Annotated in this window: 22 protein-coding genes; 7 read left to right on the top strand and 15 right to left on the bottom strand. The window is 65.0% G+C overall.

Annotation, left to right across the window (positions count from 1 at the left end; translation table 11 throughout):
* Positions 1-55: 55 nt before the first annotated feature.
* The 9 genes from miaB to murJ all read right to left on the bottom strand — a co-directional run bounded on the left by miaB (position 56) and on the right by murJ (position 8,142).
* Positions 56-1,450 (bottom strand): tRNA (N6-isopentenyl adenosine(37)-C2)-methylthiotransferase MiaB, encoded by a 1,395-nt coding sequence (gene miaB, locus RX330_RS00160; RefSeq protein ID WP_212083440.1) that lies wholly within the window; start codon positions 1,448-1,450, stop codon positions 56-58.
* A 191-nt stretch (positions 1,451-1,641) separates the two neighbouring features.
* On the bottom strand, positions 1,642-2,322 hold the full coding sequence (locus tag RX330_RS00155; protein WP_212083442.1) for an HAD family hydrolase: 681 nt from the start codon (positions 2,320-2,322) through the stop codon (positions 1,642-1,644).
* A gap of 4 nt (positions 2,323-2,326) precedes the next feature.
* On the bottom strand, positions 2,327-2,782 hold the full coding sequence (locus RX330_RS00150) for a Fur family transcriptional regulator (protein ID WP_008540193.1): 456 nt from the start codon (positions 2,780-2,782) through the stop codon (positions 2,327-2,329).
* A gap of 38 nt (positions 2,783-2,820) precedes the next feature.
* Positions 2,821-3,306 carry a ribosomal protein S18-alanine N-acetyltransferase gene (gene rimI, locus RX330_RS00145; RefSeq protein WP_317241654.1) on the bottom strand — a complete coding sequence of 162 codons (486 nt, stop codon included), beginning with the start codon at positions 3,304-3,306 and terminating at the stop codon, positions 2,821-2,823.
* Positions 3,303-3,998: a tRNA (adenosine(37)-N6)-threonylcarbamoyltransferase complex dimerization subunit type 1 TsaB gene (tsaB, locus tag RX330_RS00140; protein WP_317241653.1), complete on the bottom strand. Its 696-nt coding sequence runs from the start codon at positions 3,996-3,998 to the stop codon at positions 3,303-3,305. The genes rimI and tsaB overlap by 4 nt, the downstream gene beginning before the upstream one ends.
* Before the next feature lie 156 nt (positions 3,999-4,154).
* Positions 4,155-4,724 (bottom strand): NifU family protein, encoded by a 570-nt coding sequence (locus tag RX330_RS00135; RefSeq protein ID WP_212083448.1) that lies wholly within the window; start codon positions 4,722-4,724, stop codon positions 4,155-4,157.
* Between the two features lie 163 nt (positions 4,725-4,887).
* Positions 4,888-5,382 carry a universal stress protein gene (locus RX330_RS00130; protein ID WP_212083450.1) on the bottom strand — a complete coding sequence of 165 codons (495 nt, stop codon included), beginning with the start codon at positions 5,380-5,382 and terminating at the stop codon, positions 4,888-4,890.
* A 92-nt stretch (positions 5,383-5,474) separates the two neighbouring features.
* Complete coding sequence (gene trpS / locus RX330_RS00125; RefSeq protein ID WP_317241652.1) at positions 5,475-6,527, bottom strand: tryptophan--tRNA ligase; 1,053 nt, start codon at positions 6,525-6,527, stop codon at positions 5,475-5,477.
* A gap of 82 nt (positions 6,528-6,609) precedes the next feature.
* Positions 6,610-8,142, bottom strand: coding sequence for a murein biosynthesis integral membrane protein MurJ (gene murJ, locus RX330_RS00120; protein ID WP_317241651.1), 1,533 nt, complete (start codon positions 8,140-8,142; stop codon positions 6,610-6,612).
* A gap of 124 nt (positions 8,143-8,266) precedes the next feature.
* Here murJ and RX330_RS00115 point away from each other — a divergent pair, with 124 nt between their 5' ends.
* Positions 8,267-9,268: an adenosine kinase gene (locus RX330_RS00115; RefSeq protein WP_212083462.1), complete on the top strand. Its 1,002-nt coding sequence runs from the start codon at positions 8,267-8,269 to the stop codon at positions 9,266-9,268.
* A 126-nt stretch (positions 9,269-9,394) separates the two neighbouring features.
* Here RX330_RS00115 and RX330_RS00110 read toward each other — a convergent pair whose 3' ends face one another.
* Positions 9,395-11,089: an AMP-binding protein gene (locus tag RX330_RS00110; protein WP_317241650.1), complete on the bottom strand. Its 1,695-nt coding sequence runs from the start codon at positions 11,087-11,089 to the stop codon at positions 9,395-9,397.
* Between the two features lie 115 nt (positions 11,090-11,204).
* A complete protein-coding gene (locus tag RX330_RS00105; RefSeq protein ID WP_317241649.1) occupies positions 11,205-12,401 on the bottom strand; it encodes a serine hydrolase domain-containing protein in 1,197 nt (398 codons plus the stop codon).
* 346 nt (positions 12,402-12,747) lie between these two features.
* On the opposite strand from RX330_RS00105, the gene RX330_RS00100 reads away from it, so the two are divergent.
* Both RX330_RS00100 and RX330_RS00095 read left to right on the top strand, forming a co-directional pair.
* The gene (locus tag RX330_RS00100) at positions 12,748-13,068 is read left to right on the top strand and encodes a hypothetical protein (RefSeq protein WP_212083469.1); all 321 of its coding nucleotides are present in this window, start codon (positions 12,748-12,750) and stop codon (positions 13,066-13,068) included.
* A 106-nt stretch (positions 13,069-13,174) separates the two neighbouring features.
* A complete protein-coding gene (locus tag RX330_RS00095) occupies positions 13,175-14,668 on the top strand; it encodes an NAD-dependent succinate-semialdehyde dehydrogenase (protein WP_317241648.1) in 1,494 nt (497 codons plus the stop codon).
* A 111-nt stretch (positions 14,669-14,779) separates the two neighbouring features.
* Here RX330_RS00095 and RX330_RS00090 read toward each other — a convergent pair whose 3' ends face one another.
* The 3 genes from RX330_RS00090 to RX330_RS00080 all read right to left on the bottom strand — a co-directional run bounded on the left by RX330_RS00090 (position 14,780) and on the right by RX330_RS00080 (position 19,070).
* On the bottom strand, positions 14,780-16,996 hold the full coding sequence (locus RX330_RS00090; RefSeq protein ID WP_317241647.1) for a SulP family inorganic anion transporter: 2,217 nt from the start codon (positions 16,994-16,996) through the stop codon (positions 14,780-14,782).
* A gap of 178 nt (positions 16,997-17,174) precedes the next feature.
* Positions 17,175-18,089: a phosphoribosylaminoimidazolesuccinocarboxamide synthase gene (locus RX330_RS00085; RefSeq protein ID WP_317241646.1), complete on the bottom strand. Its 915-nt coding sequence runs from the start codon at positions 18,087-18,089 to the stop codon at positions 17,175-17,177.
* Positions 18,090-18,152: 63 nt separating this feature from the next.
* A complete protein-coding gene (locus tag RX330_RS00080) occupies positions 18,153-19,070 on the bottom strand; it encodes a pirin family protein (protein WP_212083478.1) in 918 nt (305 codons plus the stop codon).
* Between RX330_RS00080 and RX330_RS00075 the strand changes: the two genes are divergently transcribed.
* The 3 genes from RX330_RS00075 (at position 19,069) to RX330_RS00065 (ending at position 21,929) form a co-directional block, all read left to right on the top strand.
* Positions 19,069-19,299, top strand: a complete 231-nt coding sequence (locus RX330_RS00075) for a hypothetical protein (protein ID WP_317241645.1) — start codon at positions 19,069-19,071, stop codon at positions 19,297-19,299. The two genes, RX330_RS00080 and RX330_RS00075, sit on opposite strands and share 2 nt — an antisense overlap.
* Positions 19,296-20,357: a helix-turn-helix domain-containing protein gene (locus RX330_RS00070; RefSeq protein WP_317241644.1), complete on the top strand. Its 1,062-nt coding sequence runs from the start codon at positions 19,296-19,298 to the stop codon at positions 20,355-20,357. The genes RX330_RS00075 and RX330_RS00070 overlap by 4 nt, the downstream gene beginning before the upstream one ends.
* A 141-nt stretch (positions 20,358-20,498) precedes the next feature.
* Complete coding sequence (locus RX330_RS00065; protein ID WP_317241643.1) at positions 20,499-21,929, top strand: serine hydrolase domain-containing protein; 1,431 nt, start codon at positions 20,499-20,501, stop codon at positions 21,927-21,929.
* A gap of 202 nt (positions 21,930-22,131) precedes the next feature.
* Here the strand turns inward: RX330_RS00065 and RX330_RS00060 are convergent, their stop codons facing one another.
* Positions 22,132-23,499, bottom strand: a complete 1,368-nt coding sequence (locus tag RX330_RS00060; protein ID WP_317241642.1) for an MmgE/PrpD family protein — start codon at positions 23,497-23,499, stop codon at positions 22,132-22,134.
* Between the two features lie 117 nt (positions 23,500-23,616).
* On the opposite strand from RX330_RS00060, the gene RX330_RS00055 reads away from it, so the two are divergent.
* Positions 23,617-24,732, top strand: coding sequence for an FUSC family protein (locus RX330_RS00055; protein WP_212083487.1), 1,116 nt, complete (start codon positions 23,617-23,619; stop codon positions 24,730-24,732).

Raw genomic sequence — 24,732 nt, 5'->3', positions numbered from 1 at the left:
AAATTTGCGGCTGGGAGCGATAGAAGACGAATCCGATGCGCTTTTTGGCAAGGGTTCAGGCTCCAATGGCTTGCGATAAAGCGGGCTCACGCGCGGGGCGCGGTGTGGCGAGCTCGCCGAGGAAGCTGTAGCGCTCGAGGCTGTCGATCCGCACAGGCAGGATGTGTCCGATGATGTCGGGCGAGGCCATCACGTGGGCGGGCTGCAGGAATGCGGTACGGCCGACGATCTGGCCGTCCTTGCGCGCCGGACGTTCGAACAGCACGTCGACCGTTGAGCCAATCGCAGCCTTGTTGAAGGCCGATTGCTGGCTGTCGATCAGTTCCTGGAGCCGCTCCAATCGCTGGTCCATCTCGGCGGGGGACACCGTCTCCTGCATATCCGCGGCCGGCGTTCCCGGCCGGGCGGAGTATTTGAACGAATAAGCCGCAGCGTAGCCGATTTGCGTGACAAGCGCGAGGGTGGCGAGAAAATCTTGCTCGCTCTCCCCGGGGAAGCCGACGATGAAATCTGATGAAAAAGCAATGTCTTGGCGCGCGGTGCGGAAACGGTCGATGACCCGCCGGTAATCATCGGCGGTATGTTTCCGGTTCATGGCCGCCAGAATGCGGTCCGAGCCCGACTGCACCGGCAGGTGCACGAACGGCATCAGGGCACCGAGATCGCGATGGGCAGCAATCAGACTGTCATCGACGTCGCGCGGATGGCTGGTCGAATAGCGCAGCCGCGCAATGCCGGGAATCGTCGCCAGATGCTCGAGCAGTCTGCCGAGCGGCCAGGCTTTCCCGTCCGGCCCCTCGCCATGATAGGCGTTGACGTTCTGCCCGATCAGCGTGAGCTCGCGCACGCCGTTGTCGGCAAGCCGCCTCACGTCGTCGATGATCCTCGCCACGGGGCGCGAGACTTCCGCGCCGCGCGTATAGGGCACCACGCAGAAAGTGCAGAACTTGTCGCAGCCTTCCTGCACGGTCACGAAGGCGGAAATGCCGCGCGCGCGGATCGCTGCGGGTTTTGGCTGGGCCAGGAAGCCGAACTTGTCCTCGGCCGGAAACTCGGTCTCGATCGCCCGGCCTTCGTTGCCGGCGCGCTTCAACAGTTCGGGCAGATGATGGTAGCTCTGCGGTCCGACCACGACGTCCACGACAGGCGCGCGGCGCACGATTTCCTCGCCCTCTGCCTGCGCCACGCAGCCCGCGACCGCGATCTGCATGGTGCGGCCCCCGCGTGCGGCCTCGTCCTTGGCGACGCGCAGGCGGCCGAGCTCGGAATAGACTTTTTCCGAGGCCTTCTCGCGGATATGGCATGTATTGAGGATGACGAGGTCGGCCTCCTCGGCGCTGGCCGTCTCCACGAATCCTTCCGGAGCCAGCGTGTCCACCATGCGCTGGGCATCGTAGACGTTCATCTGGCAGCCATATGATTTGATGTGCAGCTTGCGCGGCGGCGTCATGGAACCCGAAAATGGAGGTGGAGGACGGCCCTCAGATATAGGCTGGAGGGTGGAAAATCCAGCAAATCGAGGCCATTTGCGCCGTCATTCCGGGGCGCGTGCAGCGTGAACCCCGAATCTCGCGCCAAAATGTCCGGATTCCGGGTTCACGCGCCTCGCGCGTGCCCAGAATGACGGCGAGAGAGCGAAGATCAGCCCGCCAAGGCCTCCGCCGCGACCCGCCGAACCAGCTCCGGCAATTGCCGCATATCGTCGAACGTTAATCCGGCACCGGCGGCACGAAGCCTCTCGGCATGGCCGGTCGGGCAGTGGCTGCCACCATGAAAGCCCAGCACGGACATCCCGGCCGCATGCGCGCCGGTCACTCCGGGGACGCTGTCCTCGATCACGAGACATCGCTCGGGCGCGACTTTCATCTGTGCGGCTGCAAACAGAAACAGATCGGGCGCAGGCTTGCCGCGAGCGACCTGGCTTGCGGAAAAGATGTTGGGAGCGAGCAGGTCGTACAGCCCGGCACAAGTCAGGCCGTGAAGGATCTTCTCCGGTGTGCCGCTCGACGCGACGCATTTGGGCAAATTAATCGCGGCGATCGCGGCCGCCACATGGGTGATCGGCTGGAGATCGCTGGCGTAGAATTGCAGCGTGGCCGCACTGATCTGCTGCTCCAGGTCACCCGGGAGGCTGCGGCCGATCTCCTGTTCGACCATCAGTCGTGCGTCCTTCTCGGATACGCCGAGGAAACGGACCAGCACCTGCTCGGATGTGATCGGATAACCGTGCCGCGTCAGCACGTCCGCATGGGCGCGACAGGAGATCACCTCGCTGTCCACGAGCACACCGTCGCAATCGAAGATGATGAGATCGATGGGCACTAAATCAGGACGTCGGCTTGTCGTCGTCGAGCGGGACGCAATAGAGCTCGAGCCGGTGGTCGACCAGCTTGTAGCCGAGCTTGCGGGCGATCTCCGCCTGCAGCTTCTCGATCTCCTCGGAGGTGAACTCGATCACCTTGCCGTCGCGCAGATTGATGAGGTGGTCGTGATGGCTGTCGCGCATCGTCTCGTAGCGCGCGCGGCCTTCGCGGAAATCATGACGCTCGATGATGCCGGCATCCTCGAACAGTTTTACAGTCCGATACACGGTCGAGATCGAGATCTTGTCGTCGACGGCGACGCAGCGCCGGTACAATTCCTCGACATCGGGATGATCGACGGCCTCCGCGAGCACGCGCGCGATGACGCGGCGTTGCTCGGTCATGCGCATGCCGGTGGCGGCACAGCGCGCCTCGATACCGGAGGCCTTGGATGCGGCGGAAGCTTTAAGTCCAGTCATGTGTTGTCTGCCTGACGGGGCGCGTTCTGCCATCGATATTACGACAAGTCACGTCGCATCAGAAGGGCGTTCAATTGTTCCCCGTCCGGCTGCTTATAGTAGCGTTCGCGGCGCCCGACCACCATGAATCCGCACCTGTCGTAGAGTCGCCGCGCCGGCTGGTTATTTTCCTCGACTTCGAGAAATATTGTGCGCACGCCGCGCCCCGCGAGATGGCCGAGATGGGTCATCAGCAGCGCGCGGGAGAGGCCGCGGCCACGATGGGCCTCATCCACCGCGATCGAGAGGATTTCCGCCTCGTCAGCGCCGATCCGCGACACCGCAAAGCCGATCGTCTTGCGGCCGAGACGCAACCGATGCACCAACGTGTTGCGCTCGCTGAGCATGCCCTCGAACTCGCCTTCGCCCCAGCCGCGCGCGAAAGAGGCGCCGTGAAGCTGCGCCAGCCGCGCGGCATCGCGCGCGGATGCGGGCTCGACGGCGGCCGTGCCGCCGCGCCACCATTGCGACAGCCATCTCATCATGAGGTTGCGGCTTGTGCTGCAAATGGCGGCTGCGCCGGCGGCTTGGCGTCGGGTGCCTTCAAATAGAACGGGCGTGCCGGCGTTGTCTCGGGATTGGCTGCGGCGCCGAGCCATGCGACCCAGCTGATGTCGGGCGCGGCCTGCGCATCGACCGCGACCGGCTGCGGACTATCCTTCGGCCAGCGCTCGGCGAGGATCCCTGCGGCATTGCCGACCAAATGCGGCGCACCGAATTGCGAGGCCGCGATCGCCTCGTCGATACTGGCGACCTTCGGTCGCACCAGCTGGCTGCCATCGCCGGCGACGATCTGGAAATAGACGTGATCGTGCCGCGCGTCGATCGCCGAGATCACGGGCGCTGATTTGCTCTGGCCGACGATTGCGGCGGCATAGGCCGACAAGGTGGTGAGGCCGATCGCCGGCCGCTCGGCTGCGAGCGCAAGGCCGCGCGCCGCCGAAATGCCGACGCGCAGGCCGGTGAAGCTGCCGGGACCGACGGTGACCGCGATGCGGTCGAGCGAGGCGAAGGCGAGACTGGCCGATTGCATGACGCGCGCGATCATCGGCATCAGGGCCTCGGCGTGGCCGCGCTTCATGAGAAGCTGCTCCTGCGCGAGGAGCTCGCCGGCGTCGGTGTCCAGCACGGCGACGGAGCAGGCGTCGAGCGCAGTATCGATGGCGAGGATCAGCATGGCCTGATCATAGCATTGGCAACTGGATGATGGCCAAGGTTCTCGCCGTCATGGCCGGGCTTGACCTGGCAATCCACGACTTTGCGGCCCCAAGAACGTGGATGCCCGGGACAAGCCCGGGCAGACGGAGTGAAATCAGTGCGCAGACTCTGCAATTCACATCGGCCGGACTTCGACCACGTCGGGCACGAAGTGCTTGAGCAGGTTCTGGATGCCGTGTTGCAGCGTCGCGGTCGATGACGGGCAGCCGGCGCAGGAGCCCTTCATGTTGAGATAGACGATGCCGTCCTTGAAGCCGCGGAAGGTGATGTCGCCGCCGTCATTGGCGACCGCCGGCCGCACGCGCGTCTCGATCAGGTCCTTGATCATGTCGACCGTTTCGGCATCGGACTCGTCGAAGAACTCGTCCTCGTCGTCGAGATCAGTATCATCTTGAGCCGCCCCGTCGGCGAGCAGCGGTGCGCCGGACATGTAGTGCTCCATGATGGCACCGAGGATCGCGGGCTTGAGCTGCTGCCATTCACCGTCCGCCTTGGTCACGGTGATGAAGTCCGATCCGTAGAACACGCCGGTGACGCCGGGCACCTCGAACAGCTTTTCGGCGAGCGGGGAGCGCGTGGCGGCTTCGCGGCTCGAAAATTCCATCGGGCCGCCATCGACCACGACGCGGCCGGGGATGAACTTCAGCGTGGCGGGATTGGGGGTGGCTTCGGTTTGAATGAACATGGCTCTCTCCAGACGTCGCCGGTTCAAGGCCGGCGCGTGCCCTAATCCCTAGCAGATGGCGACGGCGAACGCACGATCAAGGGGCCAGAACGACGTTCTGTTGTTATATCAGCGGGTTAAGTGCGTTCTTACCTTCCCTGGAGGGGAGAGGGTGAGAGGCGTCCTACGACAGCGAATCCACGCTTTCGTCGCTCAGCGCGCCGGAAATGATCGTCATCGGGATCGGGAACGTGCCCACCTCGTGCGCGAGCAGGGCGACCAGGGGGCCCGGCCCTTCCGCGCCGGGATTGGCGGCGAGCACCAGCATGGCGATGTCGGGGTCCTCGTCGATCACGGCGAGCAGTTGTTCCATCGGCGTGCCCTCGCGGATCACCCGCTCCGGGGTGATCGCGGCGATGCCGTTGGCGCGGCCGGCGGCGCGGTCGAGCGCGGCCTCCGCCGCTTCCTGCGCCTCCGCGCGCATGATGTCGGCGACCCCCAGCCATTCCTGGCTCTGCTGATTGGGCTCGATGATACGCAGCATCACCACGCCGCCGCCGACGCGGATCGCCCAGCGGCTGGCATAGTAGACCGCGCGATCCCATTCGGCGGTGTCATCGACGATGACGAGGCATTTGGGCTTGTGACCCGGCTCGTAGCAAAGTCGCTTGCTGGTCATGCATCTCCCGGAATCTGCAGGCACAGCATGCTGCCACACTCCCGCAGCGTTGGGGAGAGCAGATGCGGCCGGTGCGTCAGCGCCGGCCGTCTTTAGCGCCGGTAGATGAAGCCGACGATATCCTTGGAGAGCTTCATCGTCTCGTCGGCGATGGCGCGGGCCCGGTCGGATCCGTCGTTCAGGATCGCGTCGATATGGCCGGGGTCGGCGACGAGGCGCTTCATTTCGCCCGCGATCGGCGCGAGTTTTGTCACGCACAGCTCCGCCAGCGCGTTCTTGAAGCTGGAGAACTGGCCGCCGCCGAATTCGCGCAGCACATCCGCCTTGGCGCGGCCAGAGAGCGCTGCGAAGATGCCGACGAGATTGTCGGCCTCGGGACGGGCTTCCAGCCCCTTCTCCTCTGACGGCAGCGGTTCCGGATCGGTCTTCGCCTTGCGGATCTTCTGCGCGATGGTGTCGGCGTCGTCAGTCAAATTGATGCGCGAATTGTCCGACGCATCGGATTTCGACATCTTCTTGGTGCCGTCGCGCAAGCTCATCACCCGCGTCGCCGGCCCCGTGATCAGGGGTTCCGGCAGCGGGAAGAACAGGCCGTCATTGTTTCCCTGGGCGCGAATGGAACCGCCGAAATCGTTGTTGAACTTCTGCGCGATGTCGCGCGAGAGCTCGAGATGCTGCTTCTGGTCCTCGCCGACCGGCACGTGCGTGGCCCGGTACAAGAGGATGTCGGCCGCCATCAGCACGGGATAGTCGAACAGCCCGACCGAGGCGTTCTCGCGGTCCTTGCCGGCCTTCTCCTTGAACTGGGTCATGCGGCCGAGCCAGCCCATGCGCGCGACGCAGTTGAAGATCCAGGCGAGCTCGGCATGGCCCGAGACCTGGCTCTGGTTGAACACGATGTGCTTGTTGGGATCGATGCCGGCGGCGATGAACGCCGCGGTGACCTCGCGGGTGTTGCGCGTGAGCTCGGCCGGGCCGCCCCAGACGTCGATGCCTTGCGTGATCGCGTGCATGTCGACGACGCAATAGATGCAGTTGTGGGTTTCCTGCATCTTCACGAAGTTGACGATCGCGCCGAGGTAATTGCCGAGATGCAGATTGCCCGTCGGCTGGACGCCCGAAAAAACCCGTTCAACGAATGGCATGGTCAGCTTTCCCATAGGTATTCGGGCCGTCGTTTCCAACAGCGGCGCTGCCCCGTCAAGGGTATTTCGCCGGGCTCGCGGTTTAGGCCGGCCGTTTCAACGCGTTAACCGCCTCGCGCCAGGAGGCTGCGCCGAGGATTTGCAGGAGCAGGCCGTAGACGGCTATCCCGGCCGCGATCTGCACGCCCAGCACGATGAACTTGATGAAGCCATGGGTCTCGGCAGGCACGAGGTCCACAGTGAGCCAGAGCAGGGCGCCCATGGCGGCTGCGGCGAGCACGATCCGCGGCAGCCGCTTGCGGGCGGTGGCATCGACCGAGAAGCCGAACTCGGCCGTGCCCTTACGGAGCAGCGAGAGCGCGCTGCTCCAGGCACCAAGCGCGATGCTGGCCGCGATTCCGCTCGTGCCGAAGACATGACCGAGCAGAACCGCGAGCGCGACCGTTACCACGAAGCCTTTGGCTGTGGCGAGCAGCGGCGTCATCGTGTCGCCGCGGGCATAGAACGCCGGCGACAGCGCCTTGATCAGCACGTGGGCGGGCAGGCCAAGTGCCAGCCACGTCAGCGCATGCGCGGTTGCCGTGCTGTCATTCGCGCCGAAGGCGCCATGCTCGAACAGCAGCCGCACGATCGGCTCGGCCAGCACGATCAGGCCGAGCGTGGCGGGCAGCGCCAGCCCGGTCGCAAGCTCCAGCGCACGGGATTCCGCATGCGCCACCGCCTCCCGGTCGGAGCTGGCGATGGCGCGCGTCAGCTCCGGCACCAGCACGGTGCCCATGGCGACGCCGACGATGCCGAGCGGCAGCTCGATCAGCCGGTTGGCGAAATAGAGCCAGGACACCGCGGACGGCGTGGCCGAGGCGATGATTGCGCCGGCCACCATCAGCCATTGCGGGCCGGAGCTTGCGATCATGCCGGGAATGGCCTTGGCGAAGAAGTCGCGCATCTCCTTGTCGAAACTCACGCGCAGCGGGGCGGCAAGTCGCGCACTTTGCTGCGACAGCAACATCAGGAGTTGCAGCAGGCCGGCGATGCCAACGGTCGCCGCCAGCATCCACGCCGCAAAAGCGGCATCGGCGCGCCAGACCAGGAGCATCGCGATTGCGGCGATCAAGGCGATGTTGAACAGCAGCGGCGAGAACGCCGTGAGCGCAAAGCGTCCTTGCGCATTCAGCAGGCCCATCAGCACGGTGACCGGGCCGGCGAAGGCGAGATACGGCAGCATCAGCCGCGCGTTCGCGATGGCAAGATCGAGCGTCGCACTGCCGACAAATCCCGGCGCGATCACCGTGATGATCAGCGGCATCAGAAGCGCGATGCCGATCGAGATCGCGACCAGGGCCGCGCTGACCGCGCCGAGCACGCGTCCCGCAAATGCCGAAGCGGCCATCTCGCCATCGCGGTCGCGCGCCCGCAGCCAGGCCGGGATCAGCGCCGCATTGAGCGCCCCCTCGCTGAGCAGACGGCGCGCCACATTGACGAGCTGGAACGCCGCCAGAAATGCGTCCGCCACGGCGCCGGTGCCGAGCAGCGCCGCGATCAGGGAATCGCGGGCAAAGCCCAGCAGCCGCGAGGCCAGCGTTCCCGTCGAGACGGTCAGGAAGGAGCGGATCATGCTCTTTAATAATACCGTTGCTTGCCCGTGCAGGCCCGGTCGTGATAGGCCGCGAGCCGGATTTCAGGCCGACAGGAAGCGGATTTCCGCTGGGATCGCAATCCGCCAAACAGGATCAAGGTGAATGGCTGACGTGAAATATGACGTTCTCGGCATCGGCAACGCGCTGTTCGACGTGCTGGTCAGGACCGACGAGGCCTTTCTGGCCAGGCACGGCATGGCCAAGGGCAGCATGTCCCTGATCGACGAGGGGCGTGCGGCGGCCATTTACAAGGACATGGGTCCGGCCACGGAAGTCTCGGGCGGCTCCGCCGCCAACACCATCGTCGGCATCGGCAGCCTGGGGGCACGGGCGGCCTATGTCGGCAAGGTCAAGGACGACCAGATCGGCAAGCTCTACGTCCACGATATCCGCGCTGCCGGCGTTGCCTTCAACACGCCCGCCGCGACGGACGGTCCCGCCACCGGTTGCTCCTACATCCTGGTCACGGATGACGGCGAGCGCACCATGAATACCTATCTCGGCGCGGCACAGGATCTGTCGCCAGCCGATATCGACCCGGCGGAAATCGCCGGCGCCGGCATCGTCTATCTCGAAGGCTATCTCTGGGATCCCAAGAACGCCAAGGACGCCTTCGTCAAGGCGGCCAAGATTGCCCATGATGCCAGGCGCAAGGTGGCGCTGACATTGTCGGATTCGTTCTGCGTCGACCGCTATCGCGACGAGTTCCTTTCCTTGATGCGCAACGGTACCGTCGACATTGTGTTCGCCAACGAGTCCGAGCTGCACTCGCTCTACATGACGTCGGATTTCGATACCGCGCTGAAGCAGCTGCGCAATGACGCCAATCTCGGAATCGTTACCCGCAGCGAGAAGGGCTGCATGGTCGTGTCGTCCGAAGACGCCGTCGCGGCGCCGGCCTTCCCGGTCAACAAGGTGGTCGACACCACCGGCGCCGGCGACCTCTTCGCCGCAGGCTTCCTGTTCGGCCTGGCGCGCAATCTTGCGTACAAGCAGTGCGGCGAGCTCGGCGCGCTCGCGGCCGCCGAAGTGATCCAGCACATCGGCGCGCGGCCGCAAGTGTCGCTGAAGGAGCTTGCCCAGCAGCGCGGGCTGACGGCGTAGGTCCCCGCTCTCTCCCCGACATTGCGAGGAGCTCTTGTGACGAAGCAATCCAGAACCCCTCCGCGGGGACAGACTGGATTGCTTCGCTACGCTCGCAATGACGGTGTGGATGCAGGTTCTCGGCCGTCACGCCGTCTTCGCCGCCTTCAGTCCCAGCCGCTGCTCAACGGCGTCACGCATCAGGAACTTCTGGATCTTTCCCGTCACCGTCATCGGGAATTCGTCGACGAATTCCACGTAGCGCGGGATCTTGTTGTGGGCGATCTGGCCCTCGCAGAAGGCGCGGACCTCCTCTGCGGTCAGCGTCTCGCCCGATCTGACGCGGACCCAGGCACAGAGCTCTTCGCCATAGCGGGTATCGGCAACGCCGAAGATCTGCACGTCCTGGATCTTGGGGTGACGGTAGAGAAACTCTTCGATCTCGCGCGGATAGAGATTTTCGCCGCCGCGGATCACCATGTCCTTGATGCGGCCGACGATATTGCAATAGCCCTCGTCGTCGATGACGGCGAGGTCGCCGGTGTGCATCCAGCCGTTGGCGTCGAGCACGTCGGCCGTCTTTTCCTTTTCGTCCCAATAGCCAAGCATGATGCTGTAGCCGCGGGTGCACAGCTCGCCCCGTTCGCCGCGCTTGACGATCCTGCCCTCGAGGTCGATGACCTTGACCTCGACATGCGGATGGATCCGTCCGACCGTGGAGACACGCCGCTCGAGCGGATCGTCCGTCGCGCTCTGGAAGCTGACCGGGCTGGTCTCGGTCATGCCGTAGGCGATCGTGACTTCGCGCATGTTCATCTCGGTGTTGACCCGCTTCATCACCTCGATCGGGCAAGGCGCGCCGGCCATGATGCCGGTGCGCAGTGACTTGAGATTGAAAGTCGCGAATTCGGGATGATCGAGCTCGGCGATGAACATGGTCGGCACGCCGTAGAGCGCCGTGCATTTCTCCTGTTCGATCGTACGCAGCGTCATGAGCGGATCGAATCCTTCGCCCGGATAAACCATGGTCGTGCCGAGGGTGACGGAGGCAAGATTCCCCATCACCATGCCGAAGCAATGATAGAGCGGCACCGGAATGCAGATGCGATCCTGCTCGGTGAGGCGCATCGCCCGTCCCGTGAAATAGCCGTTGTTGAGGATGTTGTGATGGGTCAGCGTCACCCCCTTGGGCGATCCCGTCGTGCCGCTGGTGAACTGGATGTTGACGGGGTCGTCGAACTGCAGCTCTCGGCCGAGCGCAACGAGCTGCTGGCGATGCTGGTCGCCGCCAATGCGCGCGACCTCGTCGAAGGGAATCGTGCCGGCAGCGGCGGGGCCGCCGATCTGGATCACGATCCGCAGGGCCGGCAGCCGTGCCGATTGCAACTGCCCTGGCTCGGCGCCTGACAGCTCCGGCAACAGCGTGTTGAGCATCTCCATGTAATTGCTGGACTTGAACGCCGTGGCGGTGACGATCGCCGCGCAGCCGACCTTCTTCAGCGCAAACTCCAGCTCGCTCAAGCGATACGCGGGATTGATCGTCACCAGGATGAGACCGGCCTTGGCGGCGGCGAACTGGGTCAGCGTCCATTCCGGCCGGTTCAGTGACCAGATTCCGATCCGTGCCCCCCGCTCGAGACCGAGTGCGAGAAAACCGGCGGCGAGCGCATCGACCCGCTCGGCGAATTCCCGCCAGGTCCATCTGACGCCATGGCTGGGCGAGACCAGCGCTTCGCGGTTTCCCCAGCGCTGCGCGGCCTGATCGAGGCTGCGGCCGATCGTGTCGCCGAGCAGCGGCGCGTCCGAGATGCCGCAAACGTAGCTGTCGCCCTTGTCCGTCAAGTTGATGTCCTCCAGCCTAAGCCTTGTCTCCCGTGCCCGGACCGGGTGCCTCACCGGGCACGAGAGTATCCATTGTGTCGTGAGCGCGCGACAAGTCGCGCCTCATGCTAAGGGGCTAGGCTGCCTTCTGCCCGCTCCCGGCAGCATCGAGCCCGGCATAGACCCCGCGCTCAAATCCCGCGAACGCTTCCAGGCATTTCGCGTCGGCGAACGGCAGCAGCTGCATCAGGATCACGCCGGTGACGTCGCGGGCCGGGTCGATCCAGTAATAGGTGTTGGCGAGGCCTGCCCAGGCGAGGCTGCCTGCGCTGCGTCCTTCCGCGGTCTTGGCGGTGTTGATCATGAAGCTGAGGCCCCACTTCTTCACCTGCTCCGGATAGAGATCGACGTCGTTGGTGTACATCGGTGCCGCCGTGGTCATCTTGCCCATGGCGAGATCGCCGATGTGGTTCTGTCCCATCGTGGCGACCGTCTCGGCCTTCAGCACCTGGTTGCCGTTGCCGCGGCCCTTGTTGAGGATCATCCGGGTGAACTTGATGTAGTCGGCCGCCGTCGAGTAGAGGCCGCCGCCGCCCATGTGGAATTCCGGCTCCTGCTCGAGCTCGAACGGGATCGATGCGAGCTGGCCGTCCTCGCCGCGCGCGTGCATGCCGACGAGGCGCTTGCGCATGTCCTCGGTGATCTTGAAAGCCGTATCGCTCATGCCGAGCGGGCTGAACAGATTGTCGCGCAGGTAAACATCGAGCCGTTTGCCGCTGGCGGCCTCCACGGCCTTGCCGACGAAATCGATGTTGGTGCCGTACTCCCAGCGCGTGCCAGGGTCGGTCATGATAGGCGTCTTCAGCGCCGCATTCTGGCAGGTGGTGATGGCGGGAATGCCGTTCTTGTCCAGATAGAGCGCAAGATCACCGTTCCACATGTTGTAGCAGAAGCCGGCGGTGTGGGTCATGAGTTGGCGCAGCGTGATCGGCCCCTTGGCCGGCCGCAGCTTCGCTTCGCCCTTGGCATCGAATCCTTCGAGCACCTGCGGCTTGGCGAGATCGGGCAATACATCGCCGATCGGCGCGTCCAGCGACAGCTTGCCCTGCTCGACCAGCTGCATCGCGCCCGCCGACGTCACGGCCTTCGTCATCGATGCGATCCAGAACACGCTGTCCGCCGTCATCGCATCGGGCTTCGACAGGTCGCGCTTGCCGAACGCGCCCTGGTACAGCACGTCGTTACCGCTGGCAGCGATCGCCACGACGCCGGGGATTTCCCTGGCATCGCTCTTCTGGCGCAGAATCTCGTCGATCTCGGCTTTGCTCTGCATGCGTGTTTCCTCCGGTTTGATTATTGTTGGAAGTGATCGATTGTCCTCCCCCGCGCCCCGCGCGGCAAGCGTGTCCAGATGCCTGCGGCGGTCGCGATGTCGTGACTTGACGGGCCGCACCCGGCGCAGGACGACAGGACGGCTGAACTGCAACACTCCGTCACAATCTGCGGTGGATGACTGTGGCCCGCCGTGACCTTGGATGGCGCCGCCGGTATGTTTCGGGTGTTTGAATCACTTGAAACATTTTGTGCGTTGCGGCGTTTCAGCACGCGGCCAATCGGCCGGCGACAGTAAGACTTGATGCAAATTGGCGGCTGCTGAGCGGCCGCGAGGGGGACCTCAGATGATTTCGACCTGGAGCGAATGGAAGCGCTATCCCCGTCCCGGACGGGGCGAGAATTTGGAGGCGCCGATTTCGCCCGGCATCTACGAGGTGCGCATCGCCGGCACCGGCGCGCTCTATTCCTTCGGTGCGGTCGACAATCTGGCGCAATCCCTGGCGCTGCTGCCGATCGGCTCGAAAAACTGGTTCGGCCGCCGTAACCCGTCCGACGTTCCCGATCTCGAATACCGGACGTGCGCAACGTCGTCGAAGGCCGACGCCAAGGCCGCGGCCGAGCGCATGATTGGCCGCCGCGAAACCTATATGAGCGGCGCGGCGTAAGGCCGCCCTCTTCCAAGCTACAGGCAGATGTGCGTTGCGGGGCGGTGCATTGGGCACCGCTTGCCCCTATATTCCGGCCGATCCGATCGCCCCTGGGAGTAACGCCATGACACCGACCGCCGCCGCACGCGCCCCGCAAGCCACCGCCACCCTGCGCGACCGGTTGAAGGACCCTTCGCTCCTGAAGGAGGCCTGCTACATCGACGGCGCCTGGGTCGGCACCCCGGTCTTCGCGGTCAACAATCCCGCGAGCGGTGTCGAGCTCGCAAAAGTTCCGCAGCTTGGTGCCGATGATACGACCAAGGCGGTCGAAGCCGCCGAGCGCGCCTTTCCGGGCTGGGCCAAGCACACCGCCAAGCAGCGCTCCAACATCCTTCGCAAATGGTTCGAGCTGATCACGGCCAACCGCGAGGACCTCGCACTGATCCTCACCTCCGAGCAGGGCAAGCCGCTCACCGAGGCGCTCGGCGAGGTCGACATCGGCGCCGCCTATATCGAGTTCTTCGCCGAAGAGGCCCGGCGCGTCTATGGCGAGACCATTCCGACGCAGCGGCCTGACGCGCGGCTGCTCGCGATCAAGCAGCCGATCGGCGTCTGCGGCGCCATCACGCCGTGGAATTTCCCGAACTCCATGATCACCCGAAAGGTGTCGCCGGCGCTCGCCGCCGGCTGCACCGTGGTGCTCAAGCCCGCCAATGAAACGCCGCTGTCGGCGCTGGCGCTGGCGGTACTCGCCGAGAAGGCCGGCATCCCCAAGGGCGTGCTCAACATCGTTACGGGTGACGCGCCGCCGATCGGCAAGGTGCTGTGCGAGCATCCGGCGGTGCGCTTCGTCGGCTTCACCGGCTCGACCGCGGTCGGCAAGATCCTCTACCAGCAGGCCTCCGTCGGGGTGAAGCGGCTTGGCCTCGAGCTTGGCGGCAATGCGCCCTTCGTGGTGTTCGACGACGCCGACATCGACGCCGCGGTCGAAGGCGCCATCGTCTCGAAATACCGCAACATGGGCCAGACCTGCGTCTGCGCCAACCGCCTCTACGCCCAGGACAAGATCTACGACGAATTCGTGCAGAAGCTGTCGAAGAAAGTCGCGACGATGAAGATCGGCGACGGCACCGAGAGCGGCGTCACGCAAGGGCCCCTGATCAACATGAAGGCGGTCGACAAGGTCGAGCGCCACATTGCGGACGCCGTCAAGCGCGGCGCTAAAATCGTCACCGGTGGCAAGCGCAGCGAGCTTGGACGCTCGTTCTTCGAGCCCACCGTGCTGGCCGACGTCAAGTCGGACTCGCTAGTGTCGCAGGAGGAAACCTTCGGCCCGCTCGCGCCGGTCATCCGCTTCAAGGACGAGGCCGACGTCATTGCGATGTGCAACGCCTCGCCGTTCGGTCTTGCCTCCTACTTCTATTCCCGTGATCTCGGCCGCGTCTGGCGCGTCGCCGAGGCGCTGGAATCAGGCATGGTCGGGGTCAACACCGGCCTGATCACCACCGAGGTCGCCCCCTTCGGCGGCGTCAAGGAGAGCGGGCTCGGACGCGAAGGCTCGCGTCACGGCATGGAAGAATATGTCGAGATCAAATACGTGATGATGGCGGGGGTTTAGGGGTTCGTCTCTCCACGTCATTGCGAGCGGAGCGAAGCAATCCGGAGTCTTCCATGGAGGCAGTCTGGTTTGCTTCGTCGCGGGCTCCTCGCAATGACGGTGCGAGCCGTCCTACCGCCTCAGCACCGCGATCGTTCTATTCGCGAACGTCAACCGCTCCGCCATCACCGACACGAAATACGTCAGCAGCTTGTGGCTGAGTGCGGGGTCTTCGCTCCTAATCGCGTCGAACTGGTGCGTATTGAGGACGTAGAGCACGCTGTCGACCTCGGCCTGGATCGTTGCGCTGCGCGGCGTGTTCGACACCAGACCCATCTCGCCGATCGTGGTGTAGCGGCCGAGGCTGCGCACGCGGGTAGTGCGGTCTTCGTCGGCGGGCACCATGATGCCGACGCGGCCGTCCAGGATGAAATGCATGGAATCGGCGGGGTCGCCGGCCTGCACGATGACTTCGCCGGCCTCGACCTCGATGCGCTGGCAGCGGTGGATCAGCGCGTCGGCGTCGTCCTCGCTGCCGAGAATGCGCGTGAACCACTCGCGCAGGCTGGCCTCTTCCTGGGCCCGTCCCTGATGTTGCGCGATGATCTCGTTTTCGCACCATTCCAGTGCGTGATCGAGCTCCGGAACGATGGTGACGCCCTCGCCCATGAAGCCGCTGGAGCGCAGCACCTTCTCGGCTGCCGGCGGCAGGTGCACGAGGATCAACTCGACGCCGAGTTCGGCCGCGCTGCGCTTGATCTGTGCAAAGCTGTAGGCCGCTGACGAATCAACGCCCGTGACGAGCTTGAAGTCGAACAGCAGGTAACGGCACTGCGGCCGCTCCTGGAGCAGGCGCTTGACGTGCTGAAAGAGGCGGTTTGCGGAGCCGAAGAACAGGTAGCTCTGCAGATTGAGTCCCTGGATATTGCCGCCATGGGCCAGCAGCACTTGCTGGTCGTCGCGCGAGCGATCGAGCGAGGAGCGGTATTCCGAGCCGTCGAAACTGTACTTGATGGACTCCACCCGCGCCGCGCTGAACGCGAAAGTCGCGCAGCCGATGATTACGCCGATCAGGATGCCCGGTACGAAGCCCCAGGTCATAATGATGACGATGATGGCAAGCAGCGAGAGATATTCGAGATTCGAAAGGCGCCTGCGCGATTCGATGATCCATTTGTGCAGCTGGTCGGCGCCGAGATAGAGCAGCAATCCGCCGAGCACGAATTTCGGGATGTAACCGAGTAGTTCGGGCGCGATCGCGAGCATCAGCACCGACATCACCGCGACGGTGAGGCCGGACAGCCGGCCGCGGCCGCCGCTCGAGAAGTTGAGGAGCGAGCGGCTGACCGAGATGCATCCGGGATAGCCGCCGAGCACGCCGGTCAGCATGTTGGCCGCGCCGGTGACGTTCAGCTCGCGTTCCAGATCGGCCTCCCGATGCACGGCCACTTCGATCCCCGTGGTGTTGAACAGCGTGCTGGACGCCGTGACGAAGACGACGGCGACGAGATTGCCGAGCAGGTCCGGGACCGCGAACCAGGGATATTGCCTGAAGCCGTCGGCATGCCAGGGCACCACGAAGGACGCCGCCGGCGGTGGCTGGAAGGTCCAGCCGAGCGCGCGGACTTCAGTGAGCGGGACGCCAGAGATCCAAAACGCCAGATGCGCCGCGAGCACGCCTCCCACCAGGATGATCGGCAGTCCGAACGGGCTACGCGAGCGGTGCCAAGTCAGATACAGCACCAGGGCCATGCAGCAGGCCGCGCCCAGGCCCCATAGCGCGACCCCGTCTGCCAAGCGCGGCAGCGAGGCGAAATCCACGGGATGATCGGCGATGACACGGATCGCGCCCATGACGATCAGGAGCCCGGTGGCGCCGAGGAAACCGCCGACCACAGGATAGGGCACGTAGCGAATGGCGCGACCCATGCGAGTCAGGCCCAATCCGCACAAGACAACGCCGGTCAGCACGGTCGACAGGCACAGCGTGATCAGGACGGGCGAGAGCAGCGGCGCCGACGGATCGGCCGCCGCCATGCGTTCGACCAGCGAGGCGATCAAAATTCCCGTCACCGCGGCGATCGAGCTGTCGGGAGCGGCAACCGCGAAGGGCAGGGAACTGCCGAGCGCGATGACGGCTGCGAGCACGGCGGAACCGATGAAGGTCGCCGCAATTCCGTAAGACAGATACGGCGACAGGGGGCCGGTAAAAATCAGCAGCGAGTAGGACAGTCCGAACGTGATGGTCAGGACGCTGGCGGCGCTTCCGCCCAATATGTCATTCAACGCACGCTTGAAGGCCGGATTGAATCTGGGAGCCGGGCTGAAAACAATTGCTGGATCGTTCACGCCGTTGCGCTCGCCCCATGAAAATACCGTCGTAGACGACTACCGGCTTAACGCAACAGGATTCTTGAAACTATGAGATAGCTGACAATTCTGCCGCAGGTCCCGGCTTGCGCCGGGAGGACCTTGGTGACGTATCGAGCCAGGACGGCAATGAGGACGTGAGACCCGATAGCCGAGCCTAAATCTTCAGCTCTTTCCCCGTCACGCGCCTGTAAGCTTCGAGGTATCGCTTGCTGGTCGCGTCCACTACGCTCGCCGGCAGCGGGGGCGGCGGGGCGTCGCCGTTCCAGCGGCCGGCGCGGCGCTCGGCGTCGAGATAGTCGCGCAGGGGCTGCTTGTCGAAGCTCGCTTGCGGCTGGCCGGGCTTGTAGGCGTCGACTGCCCAGAAGCGCGAGGAATCCGGGGTCATCACCTCGTCGATCAGGATGATGCGGCCGTCCTTGTCGCGGCCGAACTCGAACTTGGTGTCGGCGATGATGATGCCCTGCTCGCGGGCCAGCTCCTCGCCGAGTGTATAGATCGCGCGCGTCATGCTCTCCAGCGTGTAGGCGACCTCGTCGCCGACGACGGTGCGCATTTTCGCGATGGTGATGTTCTCGTCATGGCCGCTCTCGGCCTTGGTCGCCGGGCTGAAGATGGCAGGCTCGAGCTTCTCGCTCTCGACGAGACCGGCCTTCAACGTCTCGCCGGCCAGCGTGCCGCTCGCGGCGTACTCCTTCCAGGCCGAGCCCGAGAGATAGCCGCGGATCACGCATTCGATCGGGAAGACCGTGGTACGCTTGCACAGCATGGCGCGGCCGAGAATCTCGGCGCGGTGCGGCTTCAAGGCCGGCACGGCCGCGATGATCGCGTCGGTATCGGCGCTGATCATGTGATGCGGCACCACGCCTTCGAGCTCGTTGAACCACCAGGCGCTCATTTGAGTCAGCACCGCGCCCTTCATCGGAATGGTCTCGCCCATCACGACGTCGAAAGCGCTGATGCGGTCGGTGGTGACGAGCAGCAGGCGGTCGCCATCCACGTCGTAGATATCGCGCACCTTGCCGCGTCCGATCTTGGTCAGGGGCAGGTCGCTGGAGAGCATGGTGGTCATCGGCAAAGCCTTCGCGCGGGACATCCGGCCGCGTCGGATGACGCCGCCGGAAGCCGGATTAGCCTATTCCGGCAGCGGAATGAACTCATGTTCCTGCGGAACTGCCGCGAAGCGGCCGGTTTTCCAGTCCTGCTTGGCCTGCTCGATCCGTTCCTTGCTGGAAGAGACGAAATTCCACCACACGTGGCGGGGCCCTTCCAGCGCATCGCCGCCGAGAAACATCATCCGCGTCGCCTTGAGCGCCTTCACGGTGATGCGATCGCCGGGCCGGAAGATCAAGAGGCGCGGCGCTTCGTAGCGCTCGTTCGCGATCTCGACCTCGCCGTCGACGATGTAGATCGCGCGCTCCTCATGGTCGGGGTCGAGCGGCACGCTCGCACCCGCCACCGCCGTAACCTCGGTGTAGAACCAGGGCGACACCATGGTGACAGGCGAGGTGATGCCGAATGTCGAACCCGCGATCACCCGCGCGGTAAAATCGCGCTCGGAGATCATCGGTAAATCGCCCGCGCCGTAATGCTGGAATGATGGTGCGATCTCCTCCGATCCGGCCGGCAGCGCGATCCAGCTCTGCAGGCCAAGCATCTTCTGGCCCGAGGCGCGCTGCGCCTCCGGCGTGCGCTCGGAATGGGCGATGCCGCGTCCGGCGGTCATCAAATTCATCGCGCCCGGCGCGATCTCCTGGACATTGCCTTCGCTGTCGCGATGCATGATCGCGCCGTCGAACAGATAGGTCACGGTGGCGAGCCCGATATGCGGATGCGGCCGCACGTCCATGCCCTTGCCGGAGACGAACTGCACCGGTCCGAAATGGTCGAAGAAGATGAACGGCCCGACCATCTGCCGCTTGCCATGCGGCAGCGCGCGCCGCACCGCGAATCCGTCGCCGAGATCGCGCGTGCGCGGCACGATGACGAGATCGAGCGCATCGCAGGACATGGGATCGCCGAGCACGGGATCGTTCGAGGGCTGCCAGCTCATGGTGAATTCCTTCTCTATTGCGGCGATCTTAACGGGATTTGACGGCCCCGTCGCGACGCCGCCGCAACGCCGCGACGGTCTATTTGCCGTCATCGCGCGATATCGGCGAGACCAAATCCGGAAACAGGGGCGGGTGATGGTTTCTCTGATATGGATCCATCTTGAAAAGCGCCGTCTGACGAAGGATGTTCGGTTGATGTCAACCGCGACCGATCGCATCACCCGATGACCCTTGCGGCAACAGAGCTCGCCTTCCGCGCCGCCAGCGTGGCGTTGCTGCTGATGCTGGCTGCGTCGCTGGTCTCCGATTTCCGCAACGTGCTGGCGGCCCGTCTCGCCATCGCCTTTGCCCTCGGTTCGGCCGCGCATGCGGCGAGCTATTCGGTGGATGTCACGTCACCGATCCCGATCCTGCACGCACCGCTGGTCGCGTTGTCGACCGGCACCATCGTGGTGTTCTGGCTGTTCACACGATCCCTGTTCGACGACGAGTTTCGCCTTCGCTGGTGGCACGGATGCATCTGGGCGCTGGTGACGGCATTCAGCTTCGCAGGCTGCGTCTGGATTGCGCCCAGCGGCCATGTGCGATTCTCGGTGACGGTGGTCAATCTGATCGTGCTCGGTTTCATCGCGCTTGCGGTCGGGAAGATGATCGCCTCCTGGCCGGCCGACCTGGTCGAGCGCCGCCGCAGCGCTCGCGTCTTCATCGTCTGCGCCATCGCGCTCTATGGCGGGCTGAACGCTGTGCTCCAGATCGCTGCCGCCGGCTACCACGTCGGCGATGTCGCCGAAACCGTCAATGCGGGCGCGCTCACCTGTACCGTTGCGGCGATCGTCTATGCCATGATGCGCGTGGACGGAGCGGACCTGTTTCCGGCCACAGCGGAGCCCGCACCACCGATTGTTTCCAGTCAACCTGCGACCGAGGATGCCGCCGACCAAAAGCTTATCGACGCCCTGATGCGCTTGATGGCGGACGAGCGGATCTATCGCCACGAGAACATCACCATCGGGGTGCTCGCTGGCCGGCTGAAAATCCCGGAATATCGCCTGCGCCGGCTGATCAACCAGCGGCTCGGCTACCGCAACTTCAATGTGTTCCTGAACAACCACCGGATCGAGGAGGCCAAGGCCGCGCTGGCCGATCCCGTCCAGGCGGAGGTCCCCGTCATCACCATCGCGATGGATGCGGGCTTCCAGTCGCTGGGGCCGTTCAACCGCGCCTTCAAGGCCGTGACCGGCGTGACGCCGACCGAGTACCGGCGCCTCAAGGTGAACGCAGCCTAGGTTTTAAACCTCTGTAACCGCAGCAATATTTTGGAATCGGCCAGCGCGCTGCGGTTTCAGGCAGGCCGATTTCCAAATCCGGTGAGCATCCACCGTCCGCGTGCCGCTTCCTCCCGCCATGTTCCCAGCCGGAGAAAGCCCGTGACCCGCCGCCGCAAGATCGTCCTCCTCGCCACCACCATCGTCTGCGCCGGCCTTGCGCTCGGCGCCGCCCGGGCCCGCGATGTGCCCAGGGTCGCCACCGGCTTCGTCGCCGGCATCCTGTGCTCGGAAACGTTCGTCTCCGGCCTCGACCCCCGGCGCAACTTTGTCGAGACCACCGATGCCATGCCCGGGACCGGTCTGATTACCTGGGCGATGGACTACCGGGTCGACCGCGTCCGCAAGGACGTCACGGTGACGCTGTTCGGCATTGGCCGCAGCCATGCCGTCTATCGCGAAGGTCTCGGCTGCACGCTCGACCATGGCGCGGCACTTGCCGATGTGGCGGTGTCGCCCGCCGACGACAGGCCGCCGGCATTGCTGCCCGAAATCGCCGGTCCTGCGATCGTGTCGGCGCAAACCCGGGAGCTGGCTGTCGCGCTCGAAAAGGCCTTCACCGAATCCGCACAGCCGCCTCACCGCCGCACCCGCGCCATCGTCGTGATGAAGGCCGGCCGCGTCATCGCCGAGCGCTACGCCGACGGCATCGGACCGGAGACACAGTTGCTCGGCTTCTCCATGACGAAATCGGTGATTTCGGCGCTGACAGGTGTGCTGGTGCGCCAGGGCAGACTCAAGCTCGACGGGCCCGCGCCGGTCGCGGCTTGGGCAAATCCGGATGATCCACGTCATGCCATCACCGTCGATCAATTGTTGCGGCACACCGCGGGCCTTGCGCTCGGCAGTTCATTGGAGGCCTCGCTTGGCTCGGTCTTCGAGCCAGTCAACCGGATGAAGTTCGTGGAGGCTGACATGGCGGCCTATGCCGCGAGCACCCCGCTCAAGACCGCGCCCGGCACGGCGTGGAATTATCATGACGGCAACACCCTCATCCTCTCGCGTCTGATCCGCGATGCTGCCGGCGGAAATCCCGCGGATGCGCTCCGCTTCGCGCGCCGCGAATTGTTCGCCCCGCTCGGCATGCGCCATGTCACGCTTCAGCTCGATGGTTCGGGCACGATCGAGGGCTCGAGCGAAATGCTGGCATCGGCGCGCGACTGGGCGCGCTTCGGCCAGCTCTATCTCGACGACGGCGTCGCCGGCGGCAAGCGCATCCTGCCCGAGGGATGGGTGAACTACACGGCCTCGCCGACACCGAACGCGTGGGTCGGCATCGGCGCCGGTTTCTGGACCAACCAGGGCGACAGTTTTGGCGCGTCATTTCGCGTGGAGCACGGCTGGCCGCGCGATGCCTTCTTCGCCAAGGGTACGATCGGGCAATACACCATCGTCATCCCCTCGGAGAAGCTGGTGATCGTGCGGATGGGACGCTCGCCGAACGGACCGCCGCAGGCCGACGGCGTGTTCGATCTCGTGCGCGACGTGGTGGCGGCAACGCGCGGGAAGGGAAAGATAGCGGGAGTGAATTGATTGCAGCGAGGCGCAGCGCCGCCTCTTCTTCCCTTCTCCCCTTGTGGGAAAAGGTGGCGCGAAGCGCCGGATGAGGGGTATCTCTCCGCGCATCCAAATGAGAGTCGGATTCGCGGAGAGAACCCCTCACCCGGCTGCGCTTCGCGCATCCACCCTATTCCACAAGGGGCGAGGGTGCACCGCCTGCGCGGCTGGAATCCAATTACCTTCCCAATTCCGTCGCCTGCGCCACGCGCTCGAACCGCTCCAGTGCCATGATCGCATCCGCGAATTTCTCCGCGCGCGCGTTCAGCACCGGCCGTGCCAAGGTCAGGAATTTCTGCTGCATCGCCTGAGCATCCGGGAACGAATTGGGCTCACCGGAGGGATCGGCATAGAGCCGCTCATGCACGCCGTCCTCCGTGATGATGCTGACGCGCGCGCCGAACGGATGGGTGCGGCCGATCTCGAGCCGGTCGTCCTGCACCACGTCGAACTTGTCGGCGAGCGCGTCGATCGCGCTGTCACCAAGGCGGCTGTAATCGTCCCAGCCGAACGAGCCCTGGTCGAGCGCGAGAGCGCCGGTGAAGAACATCGAGAACTGGCCGCCGACGATCGAGGTCGGATGCCGCTTGGTGGCGGCATCGCCGGTCAGGGTGATGCCGTTGCGGTGCAGCCCGATCTCGACGCGCTTGACCTGGTCGGGTGTCAGATTGTGCTCGCGCCGCATCGCGATCAGCGCGTCGATGGCGGCGTGCGTGTAGCGGCAGCTCGGATAGGGCTTTACGCCGATCTTCATGGTCTCGTAGGTCTTGCCGAGCTCGGCGACGGCCTTGTCCGGATGCGCGTCGTCGGTATAGCCGGCGAGCAGGCCGTGCTTGCCCTCGACCGATTCCGCAGAGCCGACGAAATCGTTACGGGCGAGCGTCGCGGCGATCACCCCGTTCATCGCGGCGGCGCCGACCTGGTAACGCTTGTTCCAGGCGCCGTTGACCAGGAATTGCAGCGAGCCTGCCGCCTGGCTGCCGGAGACGCCAAAGGCGGCGATGAGCTGCTGCTCGGAGAGGCCGAACAGCTTTCCGGCGGCGGCTGCCGCGCCATAGGTGCCGGCGGTCGCGGTCGGGTGGAAGCCGCGCGCATAATGCGAAGTGGGATCGAGCGCATTGCCGAGCCGGCAGCAGACCTCGTAACCCGCCACGATCGCGGTCAAGACATCGCGTCCGGAGGCGCCGACCATCTCGCCGACGGCGAAGGCGGCCGGAACCACCGGTGCACTCGGATGCAGCGAGGAATCGGCGTGGGTATCGTCGAAATCGAGCGAATGGCCGAGCGCGCCGTTGAGCAGCGCGGCGACCGCCGGCGTCCAGGTCTTGGCATCGCCGAACACGGTGGATTCACCCTTGGTGTCGAGGGCCAGCGCTTCCAGCATTTTCAGCATCGACGGGGTCGATTCCGCCTCGCGCCTTGCCCGGATCGCGCTGCCGAGGAAGTCCAGCGTCAGCACTTTTGCGCGATCCAAGACCTCTGCCGGAATATCCTGGTACTTCAGGTTGAAGACATAGGCGGCAAGCGTTGCGGTTTCGTGAGCCATCGTGTTTCCTCGTTTTGGCGCGCAAGTTAGGCGGGCTGATTTGGCCTTTCAAGCGGCCTTGCGGCCGTGGGCATCAGCCATGCTTTTGCCCGGCTCAAGAGGATCGGGATATTCCGCATGACGCGCGCAAGGCAGATGTTCGACCGGATCAGGTCGCGGCGGACGCAACTCGGATTGGCGATCCGGGTCACGGTTGCGGCTGTCGCGGCCTATGCGCTCGCCACCGCGCTGCATCTGCTGTTGCCGCTCTGGGCGGTCCTGACCTCGCTGATCGTGACCCAGATGAGCGTCGGCCGCTCGCTGAAGGCGACGCGTGACTACATGCTCGGCACCATCGGCGGCGCGATCTATGGCGGTGCCATCGCGATCCTGATCCCTTATTCCAGCGAAGCCGGGCTACTGGGATTGCTGGTGCTGTCGGTCGCCCCGCTCGCTTTCATCGCTGCGATCAATCCGAGCCTGAGTGCGGCCACCGTGACCGCCGTGATCGTGCTGCTGGTTCCGACCATGCATCACTCCGATCCCCTGACGTCGGCAATCGACCGCGTCAGCGAGGTCGCGGTCGGCGCCATCACCGGCCTCGTCGTCTCCTTCCTGGTGCTGCCGTCACGCGCGGTGCGGCAGATCCGCGCCAGCGCGGCGAAACTGCTCGAGCTGATCGCCGATGCCTTCACCGAGCTGCTCGCGGGCCTCACCCGCGGCCGCGACAACGATGCGCTGCACCGGATCCAGGACGGCATCGGCAGCGCCATGGTCAACCTCAATGCGATCGGCTCCGAAGCCGAGCGCGAGCGCGCCGCGCGCCTGTCGAGCGGTCCGGATACTGGCCCCTTGCTGCGAACCATCCTGAGGCTGCGCCATGACGTCGTGATGATCGGCCGCGCCACCGTGGTGCCGCTGCCGGCCAACGTGCAGACGCGGCTCGCAGGTCCGCTGACCGAGGTTTCGATGGTGATCGCGCGCTTCCTGCGTTCGGCCGCCAGCGCCTTGCGCGAAGGCGCCGGCGCGCCGCCGATCCATCCCGTCCATGTCGCGCTCCAGCACTATGCCGAGGCCGTCGCCGCCGTCCGTCACGATGGCCTGATCCGCGGCCAGCCCAGCGACACCGCCGAACGCTTTTTCGCGCTCGGTTTCTCGCTGGAGCAGATGCACCAGAATCTCTGCGATCTCGACCGCGTCGTCGGCGAATGGTCGGAGGCAGCGGCGGACAAGCCGGCGCGGGTCGCCGAATGA

This window comes from Bradyrhizobium sp. NDS-1 (assembly GCF_032918005.1).
Classification (GTDB): domain Bacteria; phylum Pseudomonadota; class Alphaproteobacteria; order Rhizobiales; family Xanthobacteraceae; genus Bradyrhizobium; species Bradyrhizobium tunisiense.
This window is presented reverse-complemented; position numbering and strand designations above follow the sequence as displayed.

What these genes read in the sequence shown, in the direction of transcription:
- RX330_RS00115 (WP_212083462.1), top strand. Translation starts at nt 8,267, where the DNA reads ATGGCTGACGTGAAATATGACGTTCTCGGCATCGGCAACGCGCTGTTC.
- RX330_RS00105 (WP_317241649.1), bottom strand. Translation starts at nt 12,401, where the DNA reads ATGCAGAGCAAAGCCGAGATCGACGAGATTCTGCGCCAGAAGAGCGAT.
- murJ (WP_317241651.1), bottom strand. Translation starts at nt 8,142, where the DNA reads ATGATCCGCTCCTTCCTGACCGTCTCGACGGGAACGCTGGCCTCGCGG.
- RX330_RS00100 (WP_212083469.1), top strand. Translation starts at nt 12,748, where the DNA reads ATGATTTCGACCTGGAGCGAATGGAAGCGCTATCCCCGTCCCGGACGG.
- tsaB (WP_317241653.1), bottom strand. Translation starts at nt 3,998, where the DNA reads ATGCTGATCCTCGCCATCGATACTGCGCTCGACGCCTGCTCCGTCGCC.
- RX330_RS00055 (WP_212083487.1), top strand. Translation starts at nt 23,617, where the DNA reads ATGACGCGCGCAAGGCAGATGTTCGACCGGATCAGGTCGCGGCGGACG.
- RX330_RS00070 (WP_317241644.1), top strand. Translation starts at nt 19,296, where the DNA reads ATGACCCTTGCGGCAACAGAGCTCGCCTTCCGCGCCGCCAGCGTGGCG.
- RX330_RS00095 (WP_317241648.1), top strand. Translation starts at nt 13,175, where the DNA reads ATGACACCGACCGCCGCCGCACGCGCCCCGCAAGCCACCGCCACCCTG.
- RX330_RS00080 (WP_212083478.1), bottom strand. Translation starts at nt 19,070, where the DNA reads ATGAGCTGGCAGCCCTCGAACGATCCCGTGCTCGGCGATCCCATGTCC.
- RX330_RS00135 (WP_212083448.1), bottom strand. Translation starts at nt 4,724, where the DNA reads ATGTTCATTCAAACCGAAGCCACCCCCAATCCCGCCACGCTGAAGTTC.
- miaB (WP_212083440.1), bottom strand. Translation starts at nt 1,450, where the DNA reads ATGACGCCGCCGCGCAAGCTGCACATCAAATCATATGGCTGCCAGATG.
- rimI (WP_317241654.1), bottom strand. Translation starts at nt 3,306, where the DNA reads ATGATGAGATGGCTGTCGCAATGGTGGCGCGGCGGCACGGCCGCCGTC.
- RX330_RS00130 (WP_212083450.1), bottom strand. Translation starts at nt 5,382, where the DNA reads ATGACCAGCAAGCGACTTTGCTACGAGCCGGGTCACAAGCCCAAATGC.
- RX330_RS00150 (WP_008540193.1), bottom strand. Translation starts at nt 2,782, where the DNA reads ATGACTGGACTTAAAGCTTCCGCCGCATCCAAGGCCTCCGGTATCGAG.
- RX330_RS00075 (WP_317241645.1), top strand. Translation starts at nt 19,069, where the DNA reads ATGGTGAATTCCTTCTCTATTGCGGCGATCTTAACGGGATTTGACGGC.
- RX330_RS00085 (WP_317241646.1), bottom strand. Translation starts at nt 18,089, where the DNA reads ATGACCACCATGCTCTCCAGCGACCTGCCCCTGACCAAGATCGGACGC.
- trpS (WP_317241652.1), bottom strand. Translation starts at nt 6,527, where the DNA reads ATGCCATTCGTTGAACGGGTTTTTTCGGGCGTCCAGCCGACGGGCAAT.
- RX330_RS00060 (WP_317241642.1), bottom strand. Translation starts at nt 23,499, where the DNA reads ATGGCTCACGAAACCGCAACGCTTGCCGCCTATGTCTTCAACCTGAAG.